15 protein-coding genes are annotated in these 18,192 nt (G+C 30.1%); 4 read left to right on the forward strand and 11 right to left on the reverse strand.

Going from position 1 to position 18,192, the window contains the following annotated elements:
• Position 1 precedes the first annotated feature (1 nt).
• Entirely contained in the window at positions 2-1,162 is a 1,161-nt protein-coding gene (locus tag DWX74_RS00255; RefSeq protein WP_118548043.1) for a THUMP domain-containing class I SAM-dependent RNA methyltransferase, read from the reverse strand.
• 260 nt (positions 1,163-1,422) lie between these two features.
• Between DWX74_RS00255 and DWX74_RS00260 the strand changes: the two genes are divergently transcribed.
• Entirely contained in the window at positions 1,423-2,142 is a 720-nt protein-coding gene (locus tag DWX74_RS00260) for a hydrolase (protein ID WP_118548045.1), read from the forward strand.
• A 280-nt stretch (positions 2,143-2,422) separates the two neighbouring features.
• Here the strand turns inward: DWX74_RS00260 and DWX74_RS00265 are convergent, their stop codons facing one another.
• From DWX74_RS00265 to DWX74_RS00295, 7 genes are all read right to left on the reverse strand, one after another.
• The gene (locus DWX74_RS00265) at positions 2,423-3,454 is read right to left on the reverse strand and encodes an ABC transporter permease subunit (protein ID WP_158573205.1); all 1,032 of its coding nucleotides are present in this window, start codon (positions 3,452-3,454) and stop codon (positions 2,423-2,425) included.
• Positions 3,436-4,497, reverse strand: coding sequence for an ABC transporter permease subunit (locus tag DWX74_RS00270; protein ID WP_286164108.1), 1,062 nt, complete (start codon positions 4,495-4,497; stop codon positions 3,436-3,438). The genes DWX74_RS00265 and DWX74_RS00270 overlap by 19 nt, the downstream gene beginning before the upstream one ends.
• Positions 4,490-6,070 (reverse strand): sugar ABC transporter ATP-binding protein, encoded by a 1,581-nt coding sequence (locus tag DWX74_RS00275; RefSeq protein ID WP_118548049.1) that lies wholly within the window; start codon positions 6,068-6,070, stop codon positions 4,490-4,492. Before DWX74_RS00275 ends, DWX74_RS00270 begins: the two co-directional genes overlap by 8 nt.
• Before the next feature lie 78 nt (positions 6,071-6,148).
• Positions 6,149-7,282, reverse strand: coding sequence for a DUF3798 domain-containing protein (locus DWX74_RS00280; protein ID WP_118548051.1), 1,134 nt, complete (start codon positions 7,280-7,282; stop codon positions 6,149-6,151).
• Positions 7,283-7,584: 302 nt separating this feature from the next.
• A complete protein-coding gene (locus DWX74_RS00285) occupies positions 7,585-9,579 on the reverse strand; it encodes a fructose-1,6-bisphosphatase (protein ID WP_118548053.1) in 1,995 nt (664 codons plus the stop codon).
• 211 nt (positions 9,580-9,790) lie between these two features.
• Positions 9,791-10,222 (reverse strand): CBS domain-containing protein, encoded by a 432-nt coding sequence (locus DWX74_RS00290; RefSeq protein ID WP_199647488.1) that lies wholly within the window; start codon positions 10,220-10,222, stop codon positions 9,791-9,793.
• Between the two features lie 292 nt (positions 10,223-10,514).
• The gene (locus DWX74_RS00295; protein WP_006440166.1) at positions 10,515-10,715 is read right to left on the reverse strand and encodes a cold-shock protein; all 201 of its coding nucleotides are present in this window, start codon (positions 10,713-10,715) and stop codon (positions 10,515-10,517) included.
• A gap of 286 nt (positions 10,716-11,001) precedes the next feature.
• Between DWX74_RS00295 and DWX74_RS00300 the strand changes: the two genes are divergently transcribed.
• The gene (locus tag DWX74_RS00300; RefSeq protein WP_118548057.1) at positions 11,002-11,865 is read left to right on the forward strand and encodes a pyridoxamine kinase; all 864 of its coding nucleotides are present in this window, start codon (positions 11,002-11,004) and stop codon (positions 11,863-11,865) included.
• A 25-nt stretch (positions 11,866-11,890) separates the two neighbouring features.
• The gene (locus tag DWX74_RS00305; protein ID WP_118548059.1) at positions 11,891-13,027 is read left to right on the forward strand and encodes an MGDG synthase family glycosyltransferase; all 1,137 of its coding nucleotides are present in this window, start codon (positions 11,891-11,893) and stop codon (positions 13,025-13,027) included.
• A gap of 76 nt (positions 13,028-13,103) precedes the next feature.
• Here the strand turns inward: DWX74_RS00305 and DWX74_RS00310 are convergent, their stop codons facing one another.
• Positions 13,104-15,005, reverse strand: coding sequence for a glutamine synthetase (locus DWX74_RS00310; RefSeq protein WP_118548061.1), 1,902 nt, complete (start codon positions 15,003-15,005; stop codon positions 13,104-13,106).
• Positions 15,006-15,274: 269 nt separating this feature from the next.
• Here DWX74_RS00310 and DWX74_RS00315 point away from each other — a divergent pair, with 269 nt between their 5' ends.
• Positions 15,275-16,087 (forward strand): 3'-5' exonuclease, encoded by an 813-nt coding sequence (locus DWX74_RS00315; RefSeq protein WP_243411943.1) that lies wholly within the window; start codon positions 15,275-15,277, stop codon positions 16,085-16,087.
• Between the two features lie 58 nt (positions 16,088-16,145).
• On the opposite strand, the gene DWX74_RS00320 is transcribed toward DWX74_RS00315, so the two are convergent.
• Both DWX74_RS00320 and DWX74_RS00325 read right to left on the reverse strand, forming a co-directional pair.
• Positions 16,146-16,898 (reverse strand): exodeoxyribonuclease III, encoded by a 753-nt coding sequence (locus DWX74_RS00320; RefSeq protein ID WP_118548065.1) that lies wholly within the window; start codon positions 16,896-16,898, stop codon positions 16,146-16,148.
• A 19-nt stretch (positions 16,899-16,917) separates the two neighbouring features.
• Positions 16,918-17,886, reverse strand: coding sequence for a galactose-1-phosphate uridylyltransferase (locus DWX74_RS00325; RefSeq protein WP_243411944.1), 969 nt, complete (start codon positions 17,884-17,886; stop codon positions 16,918-16,920).
• Positions 17,887-18,192: the final 306 nt, after the last annotated feature.

An 18,192-nucleotide genomic window follows, 5' to 3' on the forward strand; every position in this document is an offset into this window, starting at 1 on the left:
CTTATTTTTCGTCAGTTTTATCTTTTCTAGGTGGCTTTGGTCCTGGATACTGATATAGATATGTTTTTAGCATACCATTGTAAAGTTTTCTTTTCTTAGTAGCTTCCTGACCAAATTCATACTCAAATTCTTCAAAAGAAGTTATTAGATAATAAGACCAATTTTTTAGTCTTCTAAATGCATACCCTAATTCTTTATAAAGTAATTTTACAGATTCTTCACTTTCAAGTCTTTCACCATAAGGTGGATTTGTAACTATAAATCCATATTCCTCATTACTTTTGAATTCTGTAGCATCTGCAACTGCAAAGTCTATATAATCTGCAACACCCGCTATTTCAGCATTTTCTTTTGCTATTTCTATACTCTCTGGGTCTATATCGTATCCGTAAATCTTGAAATCTAAATCTTCATTCATCTGGTCAAATGCTTCTCTTCTAGTATCCCACCAGATTTTTTTATCTATTGTTCTCCATTTTTCTGATATAAACTCTCTATTTAATCCTGGAGCCATGTTTAATCCCATCATAGCAGCCTCTATAAGTATAGTTCCAGAACCACACATAGGGTCTACTAATGTTCTTCCTGGTTTCCAAGGAGTTAGATACATTATCCCTGCTGCTAAAGTCTCTCTTATTGGAGCTTTATTAGCCTTTTCTCTGTATCCTCTCTTATGAAGAGCATCTCCTGTAGTATCTATTGATAAAGTTACTTTATTTTTGTGGATAAATACATAAATAGGATATTTCTCTTTATCCTCTTTTAGTCTTCCGCTTTCTAAGTAAGATTTCTTTAAGTTATCTACTATCGCTTTTTTTACTATTGACTGTACGTCAGTTGTACTGAATAGTTTAGATTTTATAGATGATGCTTTTGATACTGGGAACTGTGCTCCATAAGGTATATATTTTGACCAATTTATTCTTTTAGTATTTTCATAAAGCTCATCAAATGATCTAGCTTCAAATTCTGCAACTTTAAGATTTACTCTTTCCGCGCATCTAAGCCACATATTTGCCTTAGCTATACCATCTTCACCTGTTTTATAAGTTACTCTTCCATCTTCAGTTTTTTCTATCTCAAATCCTAAATTTTTTATTTCTGTCGCTAGCATTTTTTCCATTCCAAAAAAGCATGGCGATATAAGTGTATATTTTTTCATAGTACCTCCAATTTTATCATTTAATATATATTATTATATCACTAATCAGATGATTTAATAAGAGTATATTACAACTGTGTTTATTATATATTCTGCAATTTTTTTTAGTTATGTGATATTGTAGCATAGAATACGTTTTTTGCAAGAATTGTAATAATTTTTTTATTTCTCGTCAACAAATTTTATGATATCATTGAAGAATGACTATTAAATATTAAAAATATTATATATTAAACTTGAAAAGGAGATATTGGCAATTAATGGAAAATATTAAATTAAACGAAAATATGGTCTATAGACTAACTTCTGCTGAAGATTCTTTGGTTCCAGTTATAGAATCAAAGTTAAAAAATAAAATAGTATGCGTTCCAAAGGAAATAGATAGGGCCAGCGGAATAGTTATTTTTGGAAAGAGAATAAAATCTCTTATTTTTTCTACTGATATATCAATAATAAAAAATAATAATGCAGACGCTGTGTTGGCAGTCTATCCTTTCACCCCACAACAATCTATAAATGAAGCGGTAATGGATGTATCTCCTTCTCCAGTATTTTGTGGTGTTGGCGGTGGAATAACTACAGGGAATAGATCTCTAGCAATAGCATTAGATGCAGAGCTACATGGTGCATTTGGAGTTGTTCTTAATTCTCCAGCTAAAAACGCTTTAATAAGTGAGATGAAAGACACTATAAGCATACCTATAGTTGTCACTATTTGCCACGATCAGGAAGACATAGAAGCTAGAATTGATGCAGGTGCAACTATTTTAAATGTATCTGCTGGAAAAGATACAGCCTCTCTTGTTAGAAAAATTAGAAAAGACCATCCTTTCATCCCAATAATAGCTACAGGTGGAAACTCTCCAGAATCAATTATAGAAACTATTGATGCTGGAGCAAATGCAATAACATACACTCCACCTTCTGCAGCTGAAATATTTGGAGAGATAATGGAAAAATATAGAACTGAAAATCTATAAAATGGATGTTATAAGAATTTAAAAAGCCCTTCTTTTTCTAGATTGAAATTATGAATATTCTCATCTCCAGGCTTCGGCGACCCACCCATTAAACTAACACATTTCAATGTTGTGGGTCGCCTCCAGATTGTCGATATCGAATTATTCATAATCCCAATCAAAAAGAATTGGCTTTTTTAAAATTCTTTATAACATATTTTTATATCTTTTCAGTTCTTAAATACAAAATTAAAACACTACAAAGGCATTTTATATTTATATTTCCAATTTTATTTTATGTTTAGTCTGAGACCCCTTGCTTTTCGTTGTGTATGTTCATTATTAGAGATATTACTATTGTTGAATACGCAACAAAGCTTCTGAAGTATTCTCCGATTGCAACATTGCTAAATAGTACTTTTCCTGCCATAGGAGAAACTATGAACATTGTATGGAAAAGAACTACTCCTAAAAATACGTTCTTTAAGCTAGCTTTGTTTAATGTAGCTCCACCTGCAAGTATTGACGCACAGGCGAATACATCTACATTTAAATGTCCTGTGTACACATTTATACTACCTATATTAAGTACAAACATTATCTGCCCTGCTGAAGCAAGCATTGTAGATACAACTATAGCGTATCTTCTCATCTTGTCAACATCTATTCCTAGTGCATAAGCATTGTTCATATTGTCGCCTATTACCTTTAATTTAGCACCAAACTGCGTTCCCATAAGATATTTTGTTATTACAGTAGCTGCAACAATAAATAATATTGGTATATATGGATGTTCAACAATTACCTGTTTTAAAGGCATAAGATCTATCATAGTCTGTATACCTATACCTGTTGATAACATTATGTTAGGATTGTGAGGTTTTATTATTGTTCCGTATCCAGCTAAGAATATAAGCGTATATATACTTGTTCCCAGTAGACCTATTACCAAACTAGTTATCATTTCTCTACCTTTTGCCCTATTTAATATATATCCTATTATATTTCCACATACAAATGCAAGCACCTGAGCCAGTACAAATACCGAAACTATACCCATAGCACCTTCAATCTGTCTATCTACTATTATAATCGCTGCAAAATGAGTGCATAATGCTCCGATTACAACTGAGAAGTTTATCCCCATACCTGCCATTATGGGTATTAAAAGGGCAATTATCATAATAGTATTTCTTACAATTCTTCTATATAATTCATTAGCTAAGAAGTTTAATCCTACGTTAGAAATTAGGATCATGGATACACACATAACTATGAATATTATAGGAACTATATTTCTTTTAATAAATAATTTTATTTTTTCTTTTTCCATAATCCTTTTTCCCCTCCTTCGCATATGAATGCATAAAGTATAATTCCGTTACTTACTATCATTCTTAATGTTTCCGCAAGCTCTGGCATAAGTAATGCATTTGCTATTGGAATAGATAATAGATAAGTTGTCTGGAATAAGTATGTACCAACTACAGCGTGAATAACTTTAGTTTCTTTTCTCGAAGCTCCACCTATTAATATAGCGGAAACTGCTGGGAATGAGAAATTAAGTGGTACATCATATAACTGTACAAAACCGTAGCTCTGAGTGTACACACATATACCTATACCAGCTATTATTGTAGAAAGAATTATAGCTATTGTTCTATATTTATTTATGCTTACACCAGAAAGCTCTGCAAATTTTTCATTTTCTGCAATTACTTCCATTGTTTTACCTGCTCTAGTTTTGAAATATAACATTATTAAAAGAGTTATAAATCCAACAAACAGAAGTAGTCCCAATGGAATTACTATTTTCCCTATTTTTATACTTAGGAAATTATCTAATATTTTATTGTAGAAAAGTTCAAGAGATATTTTAGGTCTAAGCCCATGTCCTCCTATTGGATAAAGCATCATTCTATTTTTGAACGGTGCAACTGTCCAGAATATATTCATTATGAATACAAAAGAGTATCCACAGAACATACCTATAACATCTTCTTTTCCTTTTAGTCTATTAAGTATTTTAGAATATAAGAATCCAAATAATGCTCCAACAACAACTGTTATTGCTAGTGCTAATGTGAATCCTGCTACTCCACCTATTTCAAATTCTATAGATATACACATCCCTATAAGTCCTGCAATTATACCTATTGCCATACCAAAGTTCATACCAACTCCACATTTTAGCATAGGTATTAAAGATAGAACTAATACAAAGTTCATTGCAAATTTTATAAGAGAGTCGTTGAATATCGAATAAAGATATATATCTATTCTAGATATAAATGAAAGCATTATAAGAAGATAAACTGTTATTATTATCTGTGGTGCCTTCATCTTTGGAAGTTTTATATTTTTCAATTTATTCATGTTCTACCCTCCTTTTCCCTGAAATTGCAAGGCTGTATACCTCATCATCGTCTTCTGGAGATAGTATGTCGAATATTTTTCCTTCGTACATAACAATTACTCTATCGCAAATTCTTTTTAATTCATCTATCTCACTAGAAGCCATAACTATAGTAGTTCCCTTTTCTTTATTTAATCCTACTAAAGTATCTAATATTATTTCCTTAGAGAATATGTCTATTCCCCTAGTTGGCTCGCTTACAAATAGTACTTCTGGCTCAGTTATTACTGCTCTAGCTATACAGATTTTCTGCTGATTTCCTCCACTAAGCTCTCTTGCTTTCTGCTGAGGTGAGCTACATTTTATATTGTACTCTTTTATAGATTCATCTACAGTTTCCTTTATCCGCTTTTTATCTAATAATGATAATCCTTTTAGTTTAGGATATTTTAAGAATTTTCCCTTGCTGTAACAAGCTGTGTATATTATATTGTCTGTTACATCGCTTTCTAGTAAAAGTCCTCTTTCTTTTCTTTCATCTGGAACCATTACTATTCCACTCTCTATTGTCTTATCTGTTTTAGAAGTATTTAGTTTTTCGCCTTTGTATACTATATCTCCCTCTACTTTATGTATCCCCATAACCGCATAAGAAATATCAGTATGTCCATGACCTGCAAGACTTGTTATCCCTAAAATCTCGCCTTTTTTTATTTCCATATTTATATCAGAAATAACTTTATTATTCTTTTCTATTATAGAAACATTTTTTAACTCTAATATATTTTCTTTTTTCTGAGTTTGGTCTCTATGCTCATTAACAGCTTTAGATACTTTTTTACCAATCATATCTATAGCTATTTTTTCCACATCAAATTCGTCTTTTTGATAGTTAGCAACTACATCTCCATCTCTAAAAACAGTTACCTCATCACAAAGTTCTGTTATCTCGTCAAGTCTATGAGATATAAATATTATAGAAATTCCCTTTTCTTTAAGAGCTTTTACTATCTTCATAAATATATCTGTATCTTCTTTATTTAATGACGCAGTTGGTTCATCTAAGAATAAAACCTTTAAATTTTTATTACTTATTTCTCTAGCAATTTCGATAAACTGCTTTACACTGACATTAAGGTTTTCTAAAGACGATTTTACATCTACTTTTATACCCATATCTTTTAAAATTTCTGCTGCATCCTGTTCGTTTTTCTTTTTATCTATATATAAAAAGTCCTTATTTGTCTTTTCATTAGATGAACCAACAAAATTATTGCTATTTATCTTTATATTTGAAGCTATATCCATACTATTAACAAGCGCAAATTCCTGATATACCTTCCCCATACCTAATTCTATCGCTTCTCTGGTAGTGTTTATTTTCATTTCCTCGCCGTAGAATATTATCTTTCCTTCATACCCTCCAGTAAGGTGAATATTTCTATCCTGGAATAGTACATTTAAAAAAGTACTTTTTCCCGATCCATTTGCTCCTACTATTCCATGGATTTCACCTTTTTTTAAATGAAAGTTAACATTTTTGAATGCGTATATTCCAGAGAATTGTTTACTAAGATTAATTGTCTTTATCATAAATTCTCCTTTTATATTATAATTTAAAACCCCAGAAAAGATACTTCCTGGGGTTTTCTTTAACTAATCAATTTTTAATTAATATACTATCTGATCCATTACCATTAACTGGTAGTTGTCAGTATTGTCTTTAAGTTTTTCAAACTGAGTATCTATACCGAATTTGTCTTTAGCAAATTTCTGTAAGTATTCTGAGCTAGAAACATCTTCTTTAGTTAATCCGTTAGATACCATTTCCATAGCTAATTCAACAGCATATTCAGGTAGGAATACTGTCATTGGCATTGGCCATCCACCTAATCTACCTTTCATTCCCTGAGCATCTACTTTTTCAGATATCATCTGGTTCATTTTTTCGTAGTTCTGAGAATCTTCTTCAGCTATTTCTAAGTTTAGAACTGTTGGGTAAGCCTGAGTTGGCGTTGGGCAGCACTGTTCTGCTACACAGAATTTAAGTTCTAAAGCTTTAGCTATTATTACATCGTACATTGGGCAGTTAGATCCAAATATGTTAGTGTCTTTACCATATTTTTCTATCTGTCTTGGTATATCTTCATTTAAGAACTGCTGCATAGCTGCAACACCCTGACCAGTCTGTGGGTCTGGAGTCATAACTTCTACGAATTCCATTCCTTCTTTTTCACAAGTTTCTTTCATTTTATCTCTTCTAGTTGCTACAGATTCTTTTGAAAGATGTGTTGGGAATGAATAATGTATGAATGTTTTACATCCCATTTTTTTAGCTAGAGTAACTATAGTTTCCCCTCTTTTTGCCCAGTTAGCATCAAGGTTAACATCAACATACTGGCTCATCATATCTGGGTCATCCCATATTGGAGCTGTTATAGTTACTATGTCAGGTCTTTTTTCTTTAACCTGCTGTAATGCTGGAAGAAGTCCAGACTGTCCTGAAACTACTACTATAGCTTTCATCTGTTCGTCATCAGCTAAGCTTACTATCTGGCTTATAGCAGTTTCTATTTCAGTATTGAAGTTTTCTGGAAGAGTAACATGTTCTACCTGTCCTGGGTATTTTTCAACCATTGCTTCTGCTCCTCTGTATTCGTCTTCACTTACTGATAATGTAGGAGTTACTATACCTACTTTGAAGTCTTTGTTGTCAGATGCTTCTTCTCCACCACCGTTAGAGCATCCAACAGCACCGATTGCTAAGCATAAAGATAATGTTAGCGCTAATAATTTTTTTACCATTACTAAAATCCTCCTAAAAACATTTTATAAACTAAATTTGTTCATGTTTTTTTCATATTAAATTCTAACACAAGTTTTTAATGATTTATCATATAAAAAAGCTATGACAATATAGAAATATTCTATAATAAAGTTTAGTTACTATAGTTTTTTATTTTTAATATATTCTCCTAATATCTATATAGTATTTAAAATTATAACAATATTTTTTCTTTTATTATTATTTTGAATAATTATAATAAAAATAGCTGTTACAAAGTTTTGCAACAGCTATTTTAAAATTTATAAATTTTTAAAGTTTACTATATATTGTATTTCTGTTTTATTAAACCTTTCTGGTATGCTTTCAATAGCATTTTTAACTCATCAATTTCATTCTGCATTCTTTTACCTTCGTCTGTATCTCTTACCATTTTTCTTTCAGCTTTGTGTTCAACTACAACTGTAGTAGATATAATATCGTTTTCGTCGCAGATAGCTTCTTCCATAGAGCTAAATGGCTGGTGAGATACAAGCTGCATAGTTTTAGAGTTGTATATTAGTGTATATCCTGCTATACCAGTTTTATCTTGATATGCTTTTGAGAATCCACCGTCGATTACAAGTATTTTACCATTTGCCTTTATTGGACTTTCTCCACTCTTAGATTTTACAGGAACATGTCCATTTATTATATGAGAATCGTTTATATCTAACTCAAATTCATCAAATAATTTTTTACAAATATCCTCGTCTTCTCTAAGTGTATAGTATGGGTTTTTGTTTTCTACATGAGTTTCTTTTTCTTCTATAAAATATCTTTCAAATGTAGTCATATCGTCTTTTCCAAATAGTGATGAGCATTTTCCAGTCCACATATACCACATTATATCCTGTCCATACTGTTTATCCGGATCTGAATCTCTAGATATAAATCCTTCTCTCGCTATATTTTCCATCTGTATCATAAGCTCTCTACCACAATATGTTTTTCCTTTTAATTTCATAGACATAAAGCTTCCATCTTTATTAAGTGGAATACAAGCGTGTATAAGCAGATTTGAATTCGCTTTTAGGAATATGCTTCCCTTTGAGAATAAAAACTCAACATGTCTTTGAAGTTTATCACTTGTTCTAAATGATCTTGTAACTTTTTCAATTACATCTTTTTCCTCTGGAGTAAGTTTGTATGGATCTTTAGGATCTATAGTTGGGAAATTAGTATCTTTTAGTGCGTAATTTTTTCCCTTTATTCTTATAGTACCATTTTCATAGTTTATCATATTAAGAAGCAATCTGTGCTCCATTTCAAATTCAGGTCTTCTTCTAATTACTTCGCCCTCTAGTTTGAACTGTATTATACTTATTGCCTTGTGCATTTTAGCCATTAAAGTTTTTTCTGTAGTAGATACTTCTTCATCACCTATTTTAGGCATAAACTGTAGACATGGGTCATCTCCATATGTTTCTATAGCAAAAGTGGCAAGTGGAAGTAGATTTATTCCATAAATATCCTCTACAACGTCTAGATTAGCATATCTAGCTGATATTCTAAGTGCATTTGCAACACAAGTTTTTTCTCCTGAAGCTGCACCCATCCATAAAATATCGTGGTTACCCCATTGGATATCCACACAATGATGCTGCATAAGTTTATCTACTATTATATCTGGTCTAGGTCCTCTGTCAAAAATATCACCTATAACGTGGAGTCTATCTACAACCAATTTCTGTATCAATTCAGAAATAGCTATTATAAAATCTTTAGCTCTATCTGTTTCAATTATAGTTTCAATTATACTCTTATAGTATTTTTCTTTATGTTCACTGTTCATATGTTCGTGAAGTAGTTCTTCTATTATATACTTAAAATCATCTGGAAGTAGCTTTCTAACCTTAGATCTAGTATATTTACTAGATGCATACTTACATAATTTTATTAATCTATACATATTTATTCTATAGAAATCATCTATATTTTCTACTTTTTTCTCTAAGTACTCAAGCTTTTGCTCAGGATAATATACTAATGTAGCTAGTCTTTTCTTTTCATCCTCCATAAGCTCGCCGTCAAATAATTCGTCAATTTTTCTTTTAATTACACCAGAGCCATTTTTTAATACATGTACAAATGGTTCATATTCACCATGTATATCTGTTATAAAATGTTCTGTCCCCTTTGGAAGGTTTAATATTGCCTCTAAATTTATAATCTCTGTGCTGGCTTTTGATATATTAGGATAAAGCTTTGAAAGCAACTTTAGATAGTCCATTTTTTCATATAGCTCTCTATCAGATATATTGTCTATTTTTTTCATTTGTCCCCCTCCATTAAAAAACTTTATTATCTATTATAACACACTTTATTCCATAAAATAACTCTATTAGTGTATCTTTTTGTATTTATTTTATATTTATTTTCTGATTTCCACAAAATAAGATATCCTATTTACATCATTTGTAATTTTTTATATCATTTATAATTTTGCATAAAAAATAGAGCCTCTAAAAGCTCTATTTTATATTTATCTATATTTCTATCTCTTCAAATTCATGATTTTTTATATCTCTATTAAAGAAATATTCTATTATATCTCTTCTTTTTACTATACCTATAAATACATCATCATCATCGACTACTGGGATAAAGTTCTGATCCATCAATTTAAGAACAAGCTCTTCTATATTTTTATTGATGTTTACAGTTATATTCTCTACCCTTCTGTCTATACTCATAACAGATATATCTTCCATTTCTTTAATATCAAATTTTCCATCCTGCTTTATCTTCCAAAGTAAATCTCCCTCTGTTATAGTGCCCTTATATTTTCCATCTTCACCTAATATAGGTACTGCAGAGTATTTATAATAATCCATTTTTTCCATTACTTGTCTTAATGAATCATCTTCTGATACATATGCTACATCAGTTTTTGGAGTTAAAAAGAACAATACGTTCATAATACCCTCTCCTTCCAATCATTTCCCAACTTAAACCTTTAATCTTATAAATTATAGTATGACTTTATTTTCTTAACTAAAATCGTTTTTTTCAGTCTATACAGTCATATATATTCTATCACATTATCTATAATTTTTGTATTAATTTATTGTCATTTAATTTTACTTATTAAAATATTCTAAAAAACATATAATTATAATTTTTTGCAATAAAAAAGGAAACTACAAAGTAGTTCCCTTTTCTAGAATATCGAACTCATCTATATGAATTTATTCATAATCCAAATTATTATTATAATTTAACTACATTAGCAGCCTGAGGTCCTTTTGCACCATCTACTACTTCAAATTCAACTTTCTGTCCTTCTTCTAATGATTTGTATCCTTCAGTCTGTATAGCTGAGAAATGTACGAATACATCATCTTCTCCTTCTACAGATATAAATCCAAATCCTTTTTCGTTGTTAAACCATTTTACTACACCAGTTTTCATAATTAGTAAATCCTCCTAGAACTAAAACACTTAAGCTATTTAATTATATCCATTTAACAATATTATAAAATAAATTTCAAATATATATCAACTAAATAAGCCTATATCTAATATTAACATATAATGTACTTTTATGTCAAATATTATTTATTTTCTGATTTTTAATGTATTTAACTTTTTTTACTGTATCCATACATTTGCATTTGTCTTTAAATTTTAATTTCAAAGCTTTCTATAGTATGATAAAATTATTCTTGTTAAGTAAAAAATATTTTAGGAGGATAAAATGCAGAAAAAAATTGCAGCAATCAACGATCTTTCAGGTATAGGTAAATGTTCACTTACTGTTGCTATACCTATAATTTCAGCTTTAGGAGTACAATGCTGCCCTCTTCCAACAGCAATCCTTTCATCTCAGACAGGATATCCACACTTTACATTTTTGGATTTCACTTCTGAAATGAAAAACTATACAGATACATGGAAAAAATTAAATCTTTCTTTTGATACAATTTACAGCGGATTTTTAGGATCTATTGAGCAAATAGATCTTGTAATAGAATTTATTTCTAAAAATCCGGATGCATTTATTGTTGTCGATCCTGTTATGGGAGATGAAGGACAGATATACTCTGTTTTCTCAGAAAAAATAATTCATGAGATAAAAGAACTTGTTAAACTTGCAGATTTAACTACACCTAATATAACAGAGGCATGTCTTCTTACTGGAAAATCTAGTGAGTACGATACTCTTACAAGAGATGATATTGAAGATATAGCAAAACAAATATCTGAAATGGGTCCTTCAAAAGTTGTAATCACTGGAATTCATGAAGATAATAAAAAAACAATAACAAACTTCGTATACGATAGAGATACAAGCAAAAAAACATTTATTTCAAAAGATTATTTAAAATCATCTTACAGTGGTACAGGTGATATTTTTGCATCTATAGTCAGCGGTATGATTACCGGTGGATTTGATTTTGAATTTGCGGTAAATACAGCTGTAGATTTTGTTACTAATGCAATCGAATATACTTCTAATTTTGATATAAGCAGAAATGATGGAGTTATGTTTGAATACTATTTACAGGATTTAACAAAACTAGGAGCAAAAGTTTTTGAAAGAGATAAAACATTAAGATAATATTTTTGAGGTTAGGAGTGATAACTTGTCTATTCTTTCAGGTAAAACAATACTTATTCTTACTGCTGGCTTTGGTGCTGGACATGTAAGTGCTGCTAATGCTATAAAAGATGCTATTTTAAAAGATGAAGAAAATGTAAATATAGTTATAAGAAACTTCATAGATGCAAGTGTTCCGAAGCTAAATAAACCTATGGTAAAATTTTATGAAAATAACACAAAGTATACACCAGAACTTTATAATTGCTATTATTATTTAAAGAAGTCCTTTTCTTCAAAATACGATATAGCTCATAAAGTTTATACACCAAAGTTATCTAAGTTTATAGAGGATTTAAATCCAGACCTTATAATATCTACATTTCCTCTTGCCGCAGCATGTGTAAACAACTTTAGAAATTCTGATGATGGATACTTTATACCTGCTGCCACAGTAATTACAGATGTTGTGGATAGTATGGAGTGGATTTTTGAGAATACAGAGCTTTACTTTGTTCCATCAATAGAAATAAAAAATAGATTTATGCAGAGAGGCATTTCTCCAGATAAGGTTGAAGTTGTAGGTGTTCCTATAAGCAGTAAGTTTAGAGTTGAAAATAAAGAACATTTCCCAGGAAAATATAGAATAATAATACTTGGTGGTGGACGTGGATTATTTGATATATCTGAAGATTTTATGAGATGGATTGACGAATTTATCTCAACAGATGAAGGAAAATCCTTAGAAGTCACTATAGTCACTGGTACAAATAAAAAGCTTTATGACAATCTAACTGAAAAAGAACCTCTACAAAATATAAAGGTTTTAGGTTATGTAAATAATATGGATGAACTTTTAAAAAGCCACGATTTAATGATGACAAAACCTGGTGGAGCAACTCTTTTTGAAGCTATATACACAAAGACTCCTCTTATGGTAAAAATACCAAGACTTGGTCAGGAAATAGAAAATGGTAAGTTTATTATAGATAAAGGCATTGGGCTTATGTACAGCGATGAAAAAGATTTAAGAGAGATGTTAAAAAATATAGCCTCTGGTAAATCTAATTCTATACTATCATTTATGAATCACAATATAGAACAATTTAGACAGACGATATATCCTGAAAATATAGCCCTTTATTTGGAAAAACTATTGGAAAAATACCAAGGTAATAAATAGACAAAAGAGACTGTTTCATGCAGTCTTTTTTTGTGTAAAAAAGGTTGTTACAAATTTGCAACAACCTTTTTAAATATTAATATATATTCTTTTTATATTTTAGATATAGCTGTTCTATATCGTTCATTTTCTTTTTCATTTCTAACTGAAGTCTTGATGCTTCTGCATATTCTTTATTATCTACAGCATTTCTAACTCTAGTAAATAAAGACTCTTTTGTAAGAGTATCCTTCATTAAATCATATTTCATATCAGATATTGATTTCCATATAACTTCATCTATTGCATCCATATTTTCTGGTGTATGAAGTTTTTTAAGAGCTCTTATTCTAGTTATATTCTGCTCTATTAATCTTGTTTTTAATTTTTTCTGCCATTTATCTATAGCACCAACTTTGAATGACTGTATTACTGCATCTGTAAATACATTTCCCTGTTTTAAGCATTTTAATTTATATGAGAATTTTTCTATATTCTTCATATTTTCAAATACTGTAGCTGGAGGATTTCCGAATCTTTTTCTTCTTTCTTCTTCACTGTAGTACTCAAATATATCGTGCTCATCTCTGTATGCTCTATCTTTTTCTAGGTAGAATCCTTCTTCACCTGGCTGTTTAGATAATTCTTTTTCTAATTCTTTTGGACCAAATCCACTTTCTGCCGCAGCTCTTATACCTTCTATCATCGCCTGATACCCTGCTGCTATAACAAGATATTTATTTGATAATGGGTTTGGAGATCTAAGCTCAAATCTTAATGTTTTAGGGTTTCTCATATCTCTTATTAAACCTACTAAAACTGATCTATTTCTTGAAGGCTGTTCATAAGTATGTCCTAAAGAAGTTACTATACATATAGGAGCTTCAAATCCAGGCACTAGTCTGTTGAATCCATCTATTGATGATGTTACAAATGGATTTATAACTTCATAATTATAAAGCATACCCATAAGTGCTCCGTATCCTGCTATACTTAAATAATCATTTTTCATATCTACTGGCGCAAATACATTTTTTCTACTTCCATCTTTTAATAATACACTAACACCAAAATGAGTATGTCCACCATTTCCTGCAACACCGTCTATTGGTTTAGCTTTAAATGTAACTTCTAGCCCATGAGCGGTAAATACATCTTCTACAACATCTCTAACTAGTAGCTCGTTATCAGCTGCCTGTAGTGGTGTAGAGAATTTCCATGATATTTCTAGCTGTTCCATAGCGTGATTAGTCTTACCTTCTATACTTATAGAACTTGGTATCCCACCAACTTCTTTATGAGCCATTTCTGGGTCTATTCCCATTTTTCCAAGTATTATTAGCGATTCTTCTAGACAAGTTCTTATAACGCCGTGAGTTCTTTTCCAGTACTGTTCTTTTAAACTCTGAGATACATATAGTTTTTCAAGGTCTGCTTTATCTTCAGGTGTATTTACCCAGAATTCAAGCTCTGTTGCTGCAGTAAGACCAACTTCCTCTATATCATCAGCTGAATCTATTCCTAAGTTTTCTAGAACTTTTGGATAAGTTCTGAATATATCCATTAAAGATTCTTTAAAATATTTGTCTGCTTTCTGAAGTATCCCTCTTGAGCATACTTTTTTATTATCATGTATTAAGAATGCCGGTATTTTTAATGTACCTACAGGTAATCCAGTTTCATCATCTATAAATTCCATATTATAGTCTACATACCATCTACAATCTCTGTCTGGCATAAGATCGACTTTTGCATTATTTAAAGTAGCTATATTGTAAAGCTCAACACTTGAACCATCAGTCTGTACTGCTGAAGCTAAGAAATCATCTATATCATCAAGTAAAAATTTAACTGGTATTTTTTCATCAGTCGCATTTCCACCTAGGTCAACCCCCATTAACGATACAAATTTTATATTAGGATTTTCCTCAAGTATTCTTTTGATATCTTCTTTTGTATGCTCGTCTTTTTCTATTGTATATAGTAGTTCTTTTTCCATAGTATGCCCTCTTTTCTTTAAAGTGTTTTTTATGGTTTTCTGTACTTTTTTTATCTTGATAAAAAAAATATTCGTGTTTTTTATTTTCTTATTATATACCATATAAAGATTCTCTGCAAATATTTTTTGACAATTCAACGTTTTCACACAATATTTTTTTCGATAAATATAGTCTATTTTTTTATTTCCAATACAAATATTTTATTGATTTACTGATTTCGTTTTTTGTATTATACTATTTATATTAATTTCATTATTTTATGGAGGTTATGATGGAATATATAGTATTTGACCTAGAGTTTAATCAGGGCTTTAATAAAAAGACTAATAAGACTTTTTCTGATAATGCATGCCCCTTCGAAATTATTCAGCTAGGTGCTGTCAAATTAGATAGTAATTTTAATATAATTGCAGCCTTTGATACTTTTATAAAGCCTTGTCTTTATACATCTATGCATCCTTATGTGGCTAAAATTACGGGAATAAGTATGGAGGATTTAGAAAATGCTCCTACATTTAAAGAGGCCTTTAAAAAATTTACGGAATTTGTATCAAGTGACGATCCAATATTTTGCGTATGGGGAAAAAGTGATTTAAGAGAGCTTTATAGAAATATAAAATACCACAATCTTCCAGATTTATCTCTTCCAAAATCATACATAGATGTGCAGTACTATGCATCTGATTTTATAAATCACACAACTGCTCAGTCTATAGGCCTTGAAAATGCTGTAATTGCCCTTAATCTTGAGGATACTGTCGCATACCACAACGCTTTAAATGATGCTTATTATACTGCTAAGGTTTTTGCATCTATAAATCCTAAAGCTATCAAACCTAATATATACATATATACAAATTTGTCAGATAGCTCATCTTTTGGCTTAGATCCACTAGATGAGGATATTTTTCTAAAAGAATGTGATGATTTTTCCAAAGTATTAAATAGAAATCTATCTAAAGATGAGAAGAAAATTCTTAGTATGGTGCAATTTATAAAAAACAATATAAGCGATGAAGAGATATTGAGAAGACGTAATTTAAAGAGAAGATTAAAAAGACACAAAAAAAGAGACAGGTAGTCAAGACCTATCTCTTTTTTATTTTATTTTGTTTTATCGTTCGTTATATAACGTACATTTATTCTATAACTAATTCTACTGGACAATGATCAGATCCTAGTACTTCATTGTGTATTTTTGCACTTACTAATCTATCTTTCATGCTTTCTGATGTACAGAAGTAGTCAATACGCCATCCTGCATTGTTCTTTCTTGCATTAAATCTGTAAGACCACCAAGAATACATTCCTTCAACATCTGGATAGAAATATCTAAACGTATCTATAAATCCACTTTCTAAGAACTCAGTAAATTTATTTCTTTCTTCATCTGTAAATCCAGCATTTTTTCTATTAGTCTTTGGATTTTTTAAGTCTATTTCTTTGTGTGCTACGTTTAAATCACCACACATAACTACTGGCTTTTTAGAATCTAGATTTTTTAGATATGCTCTAAAGTCATCTTCCCATCTCATTCTATACTCTAATCTTTTTAACTCGGTCTGAGAATTAGGAGTATACACTGTTACAAAATAGAAGTCTTCAAACTCTAATGTTATTACTCTACCTTCGTGGTCGTGTTCATCTATTCCTATTCCATATGCTACTGATAGAGGTTTTTTCTTAGTAAATATAGCCGTACCAGAATATCCTTTTTTATCTGCATAGTTCCAATAAGACTCATATCCTTCAGGATTTAAATCTATCTGCCCTTCCTGCAGCTTAGTTTCCTGTAAGCAGAATATATCTGCATCTACTTCATTAAAAAAGTCCATAAATCCTTTTGTTACACAGGCTCTAAGACCATTTACATTCCATGATATAAATTTCATTACTTCTCTCCAATCAATTTTATTCTTCTTCGATCCTCATTTGTTTTGCTATATCTTCTGGTGGATAAGAGCTTACATACATACCTGTGCTCAATTCAAAGCCACCATAATTAAATTTTCTAGGGAATATGTGTATATGTAAGTTAAAATATTCCTTAGTTTCTATTCCATTAGGATGTGAGTGTACCCATATATTAAAAGGCATTATACCAAACATTTTTTTATAATTGGCAAAAATACCCTTAAAAGCATATGATAATTCATCTATATCTAAAGAATCCAAGTCCTCAAATTTCACACCTTTGTTAAAAATTATTCTAACTTCACTTGGGTTCTTACTAGCAGAAGGTATTATAGCTATAAATCTTGTTCCAGAATAAACAAGTCTTTCTTTATATTCTTTTTCTTCTTTTATAATATCTTCGTATAGATTCGTATTTTCCCATCCATAATAATCATGTGCTACTAACAATTCCTTATGTATTTCTGTAGGTATAATTGATAAAGCTGTTATCTGGGCATGAGGATGCATTAAGGATGCACCAGATTTTCTCAAAAAGTTTTTAAATAAATTTACATATTCTATGCCTTTTTGATTCATTAAATATTTATACCTACTTACATATAATTTAAACATTGTTTTGAATTCTTCTTCAGACATATTGAAAAAGTTGGCATTGTGTCTATAACTTTCTATTATTACCTCGTGAACTCCAAACACCTCATCTGAATTCATATCAACTATTGGATATTTATTTTTAATAGCTTTTGCAACCCATTTTCCATCTATAAATATTTCCTCAGTTGAATCATCAGTTTGATGTTCATTACCCCTACAGAAAGGACAGTTTTCTTCATATTCTTTTATTATATCATCCTCATCCATAGGCATGTTTTTTTTGACATTATCTAGAGGTCTAGATGCTCTTTCTCTTGCAAATATTATAATATCATTATTTGTAGGATCAACTCTTAGTTCTTTCTTCAAGTCGGCACCTCCTAGCACAATTCTTTTTTAAAATAAAATTTATAAATTCAATTTTTCTTTTGTGAAATTTATTAGTTTTATTATATCAGATTTTTATAAAAATTTGTCTTTTCTATGTGAAAAAGTCATATAAAAAGTTTTATTTTCTGAAAATTAGTTATTTTTTGTTAATTATATATTTGTCAATAAATTTTGAATAAATAGGGTGTTTTTTTCAATTGTATATGTTATTATGTAAGAGGAAAAGCTTTTTAAAAAGCTACACAATATTTAATATATCTTTAATTATATTGCACATTATTAATT

Origin of the sequence: Peptoclostridium sp. AF21-18, from assembly GCF_003478825.1 — a bacterium.
Classification (GTDB): Bacteria; Bacillota; Clostridia; order Peptostreptococcales; family Peptostreptococcaceae; genus Peptacetobacter.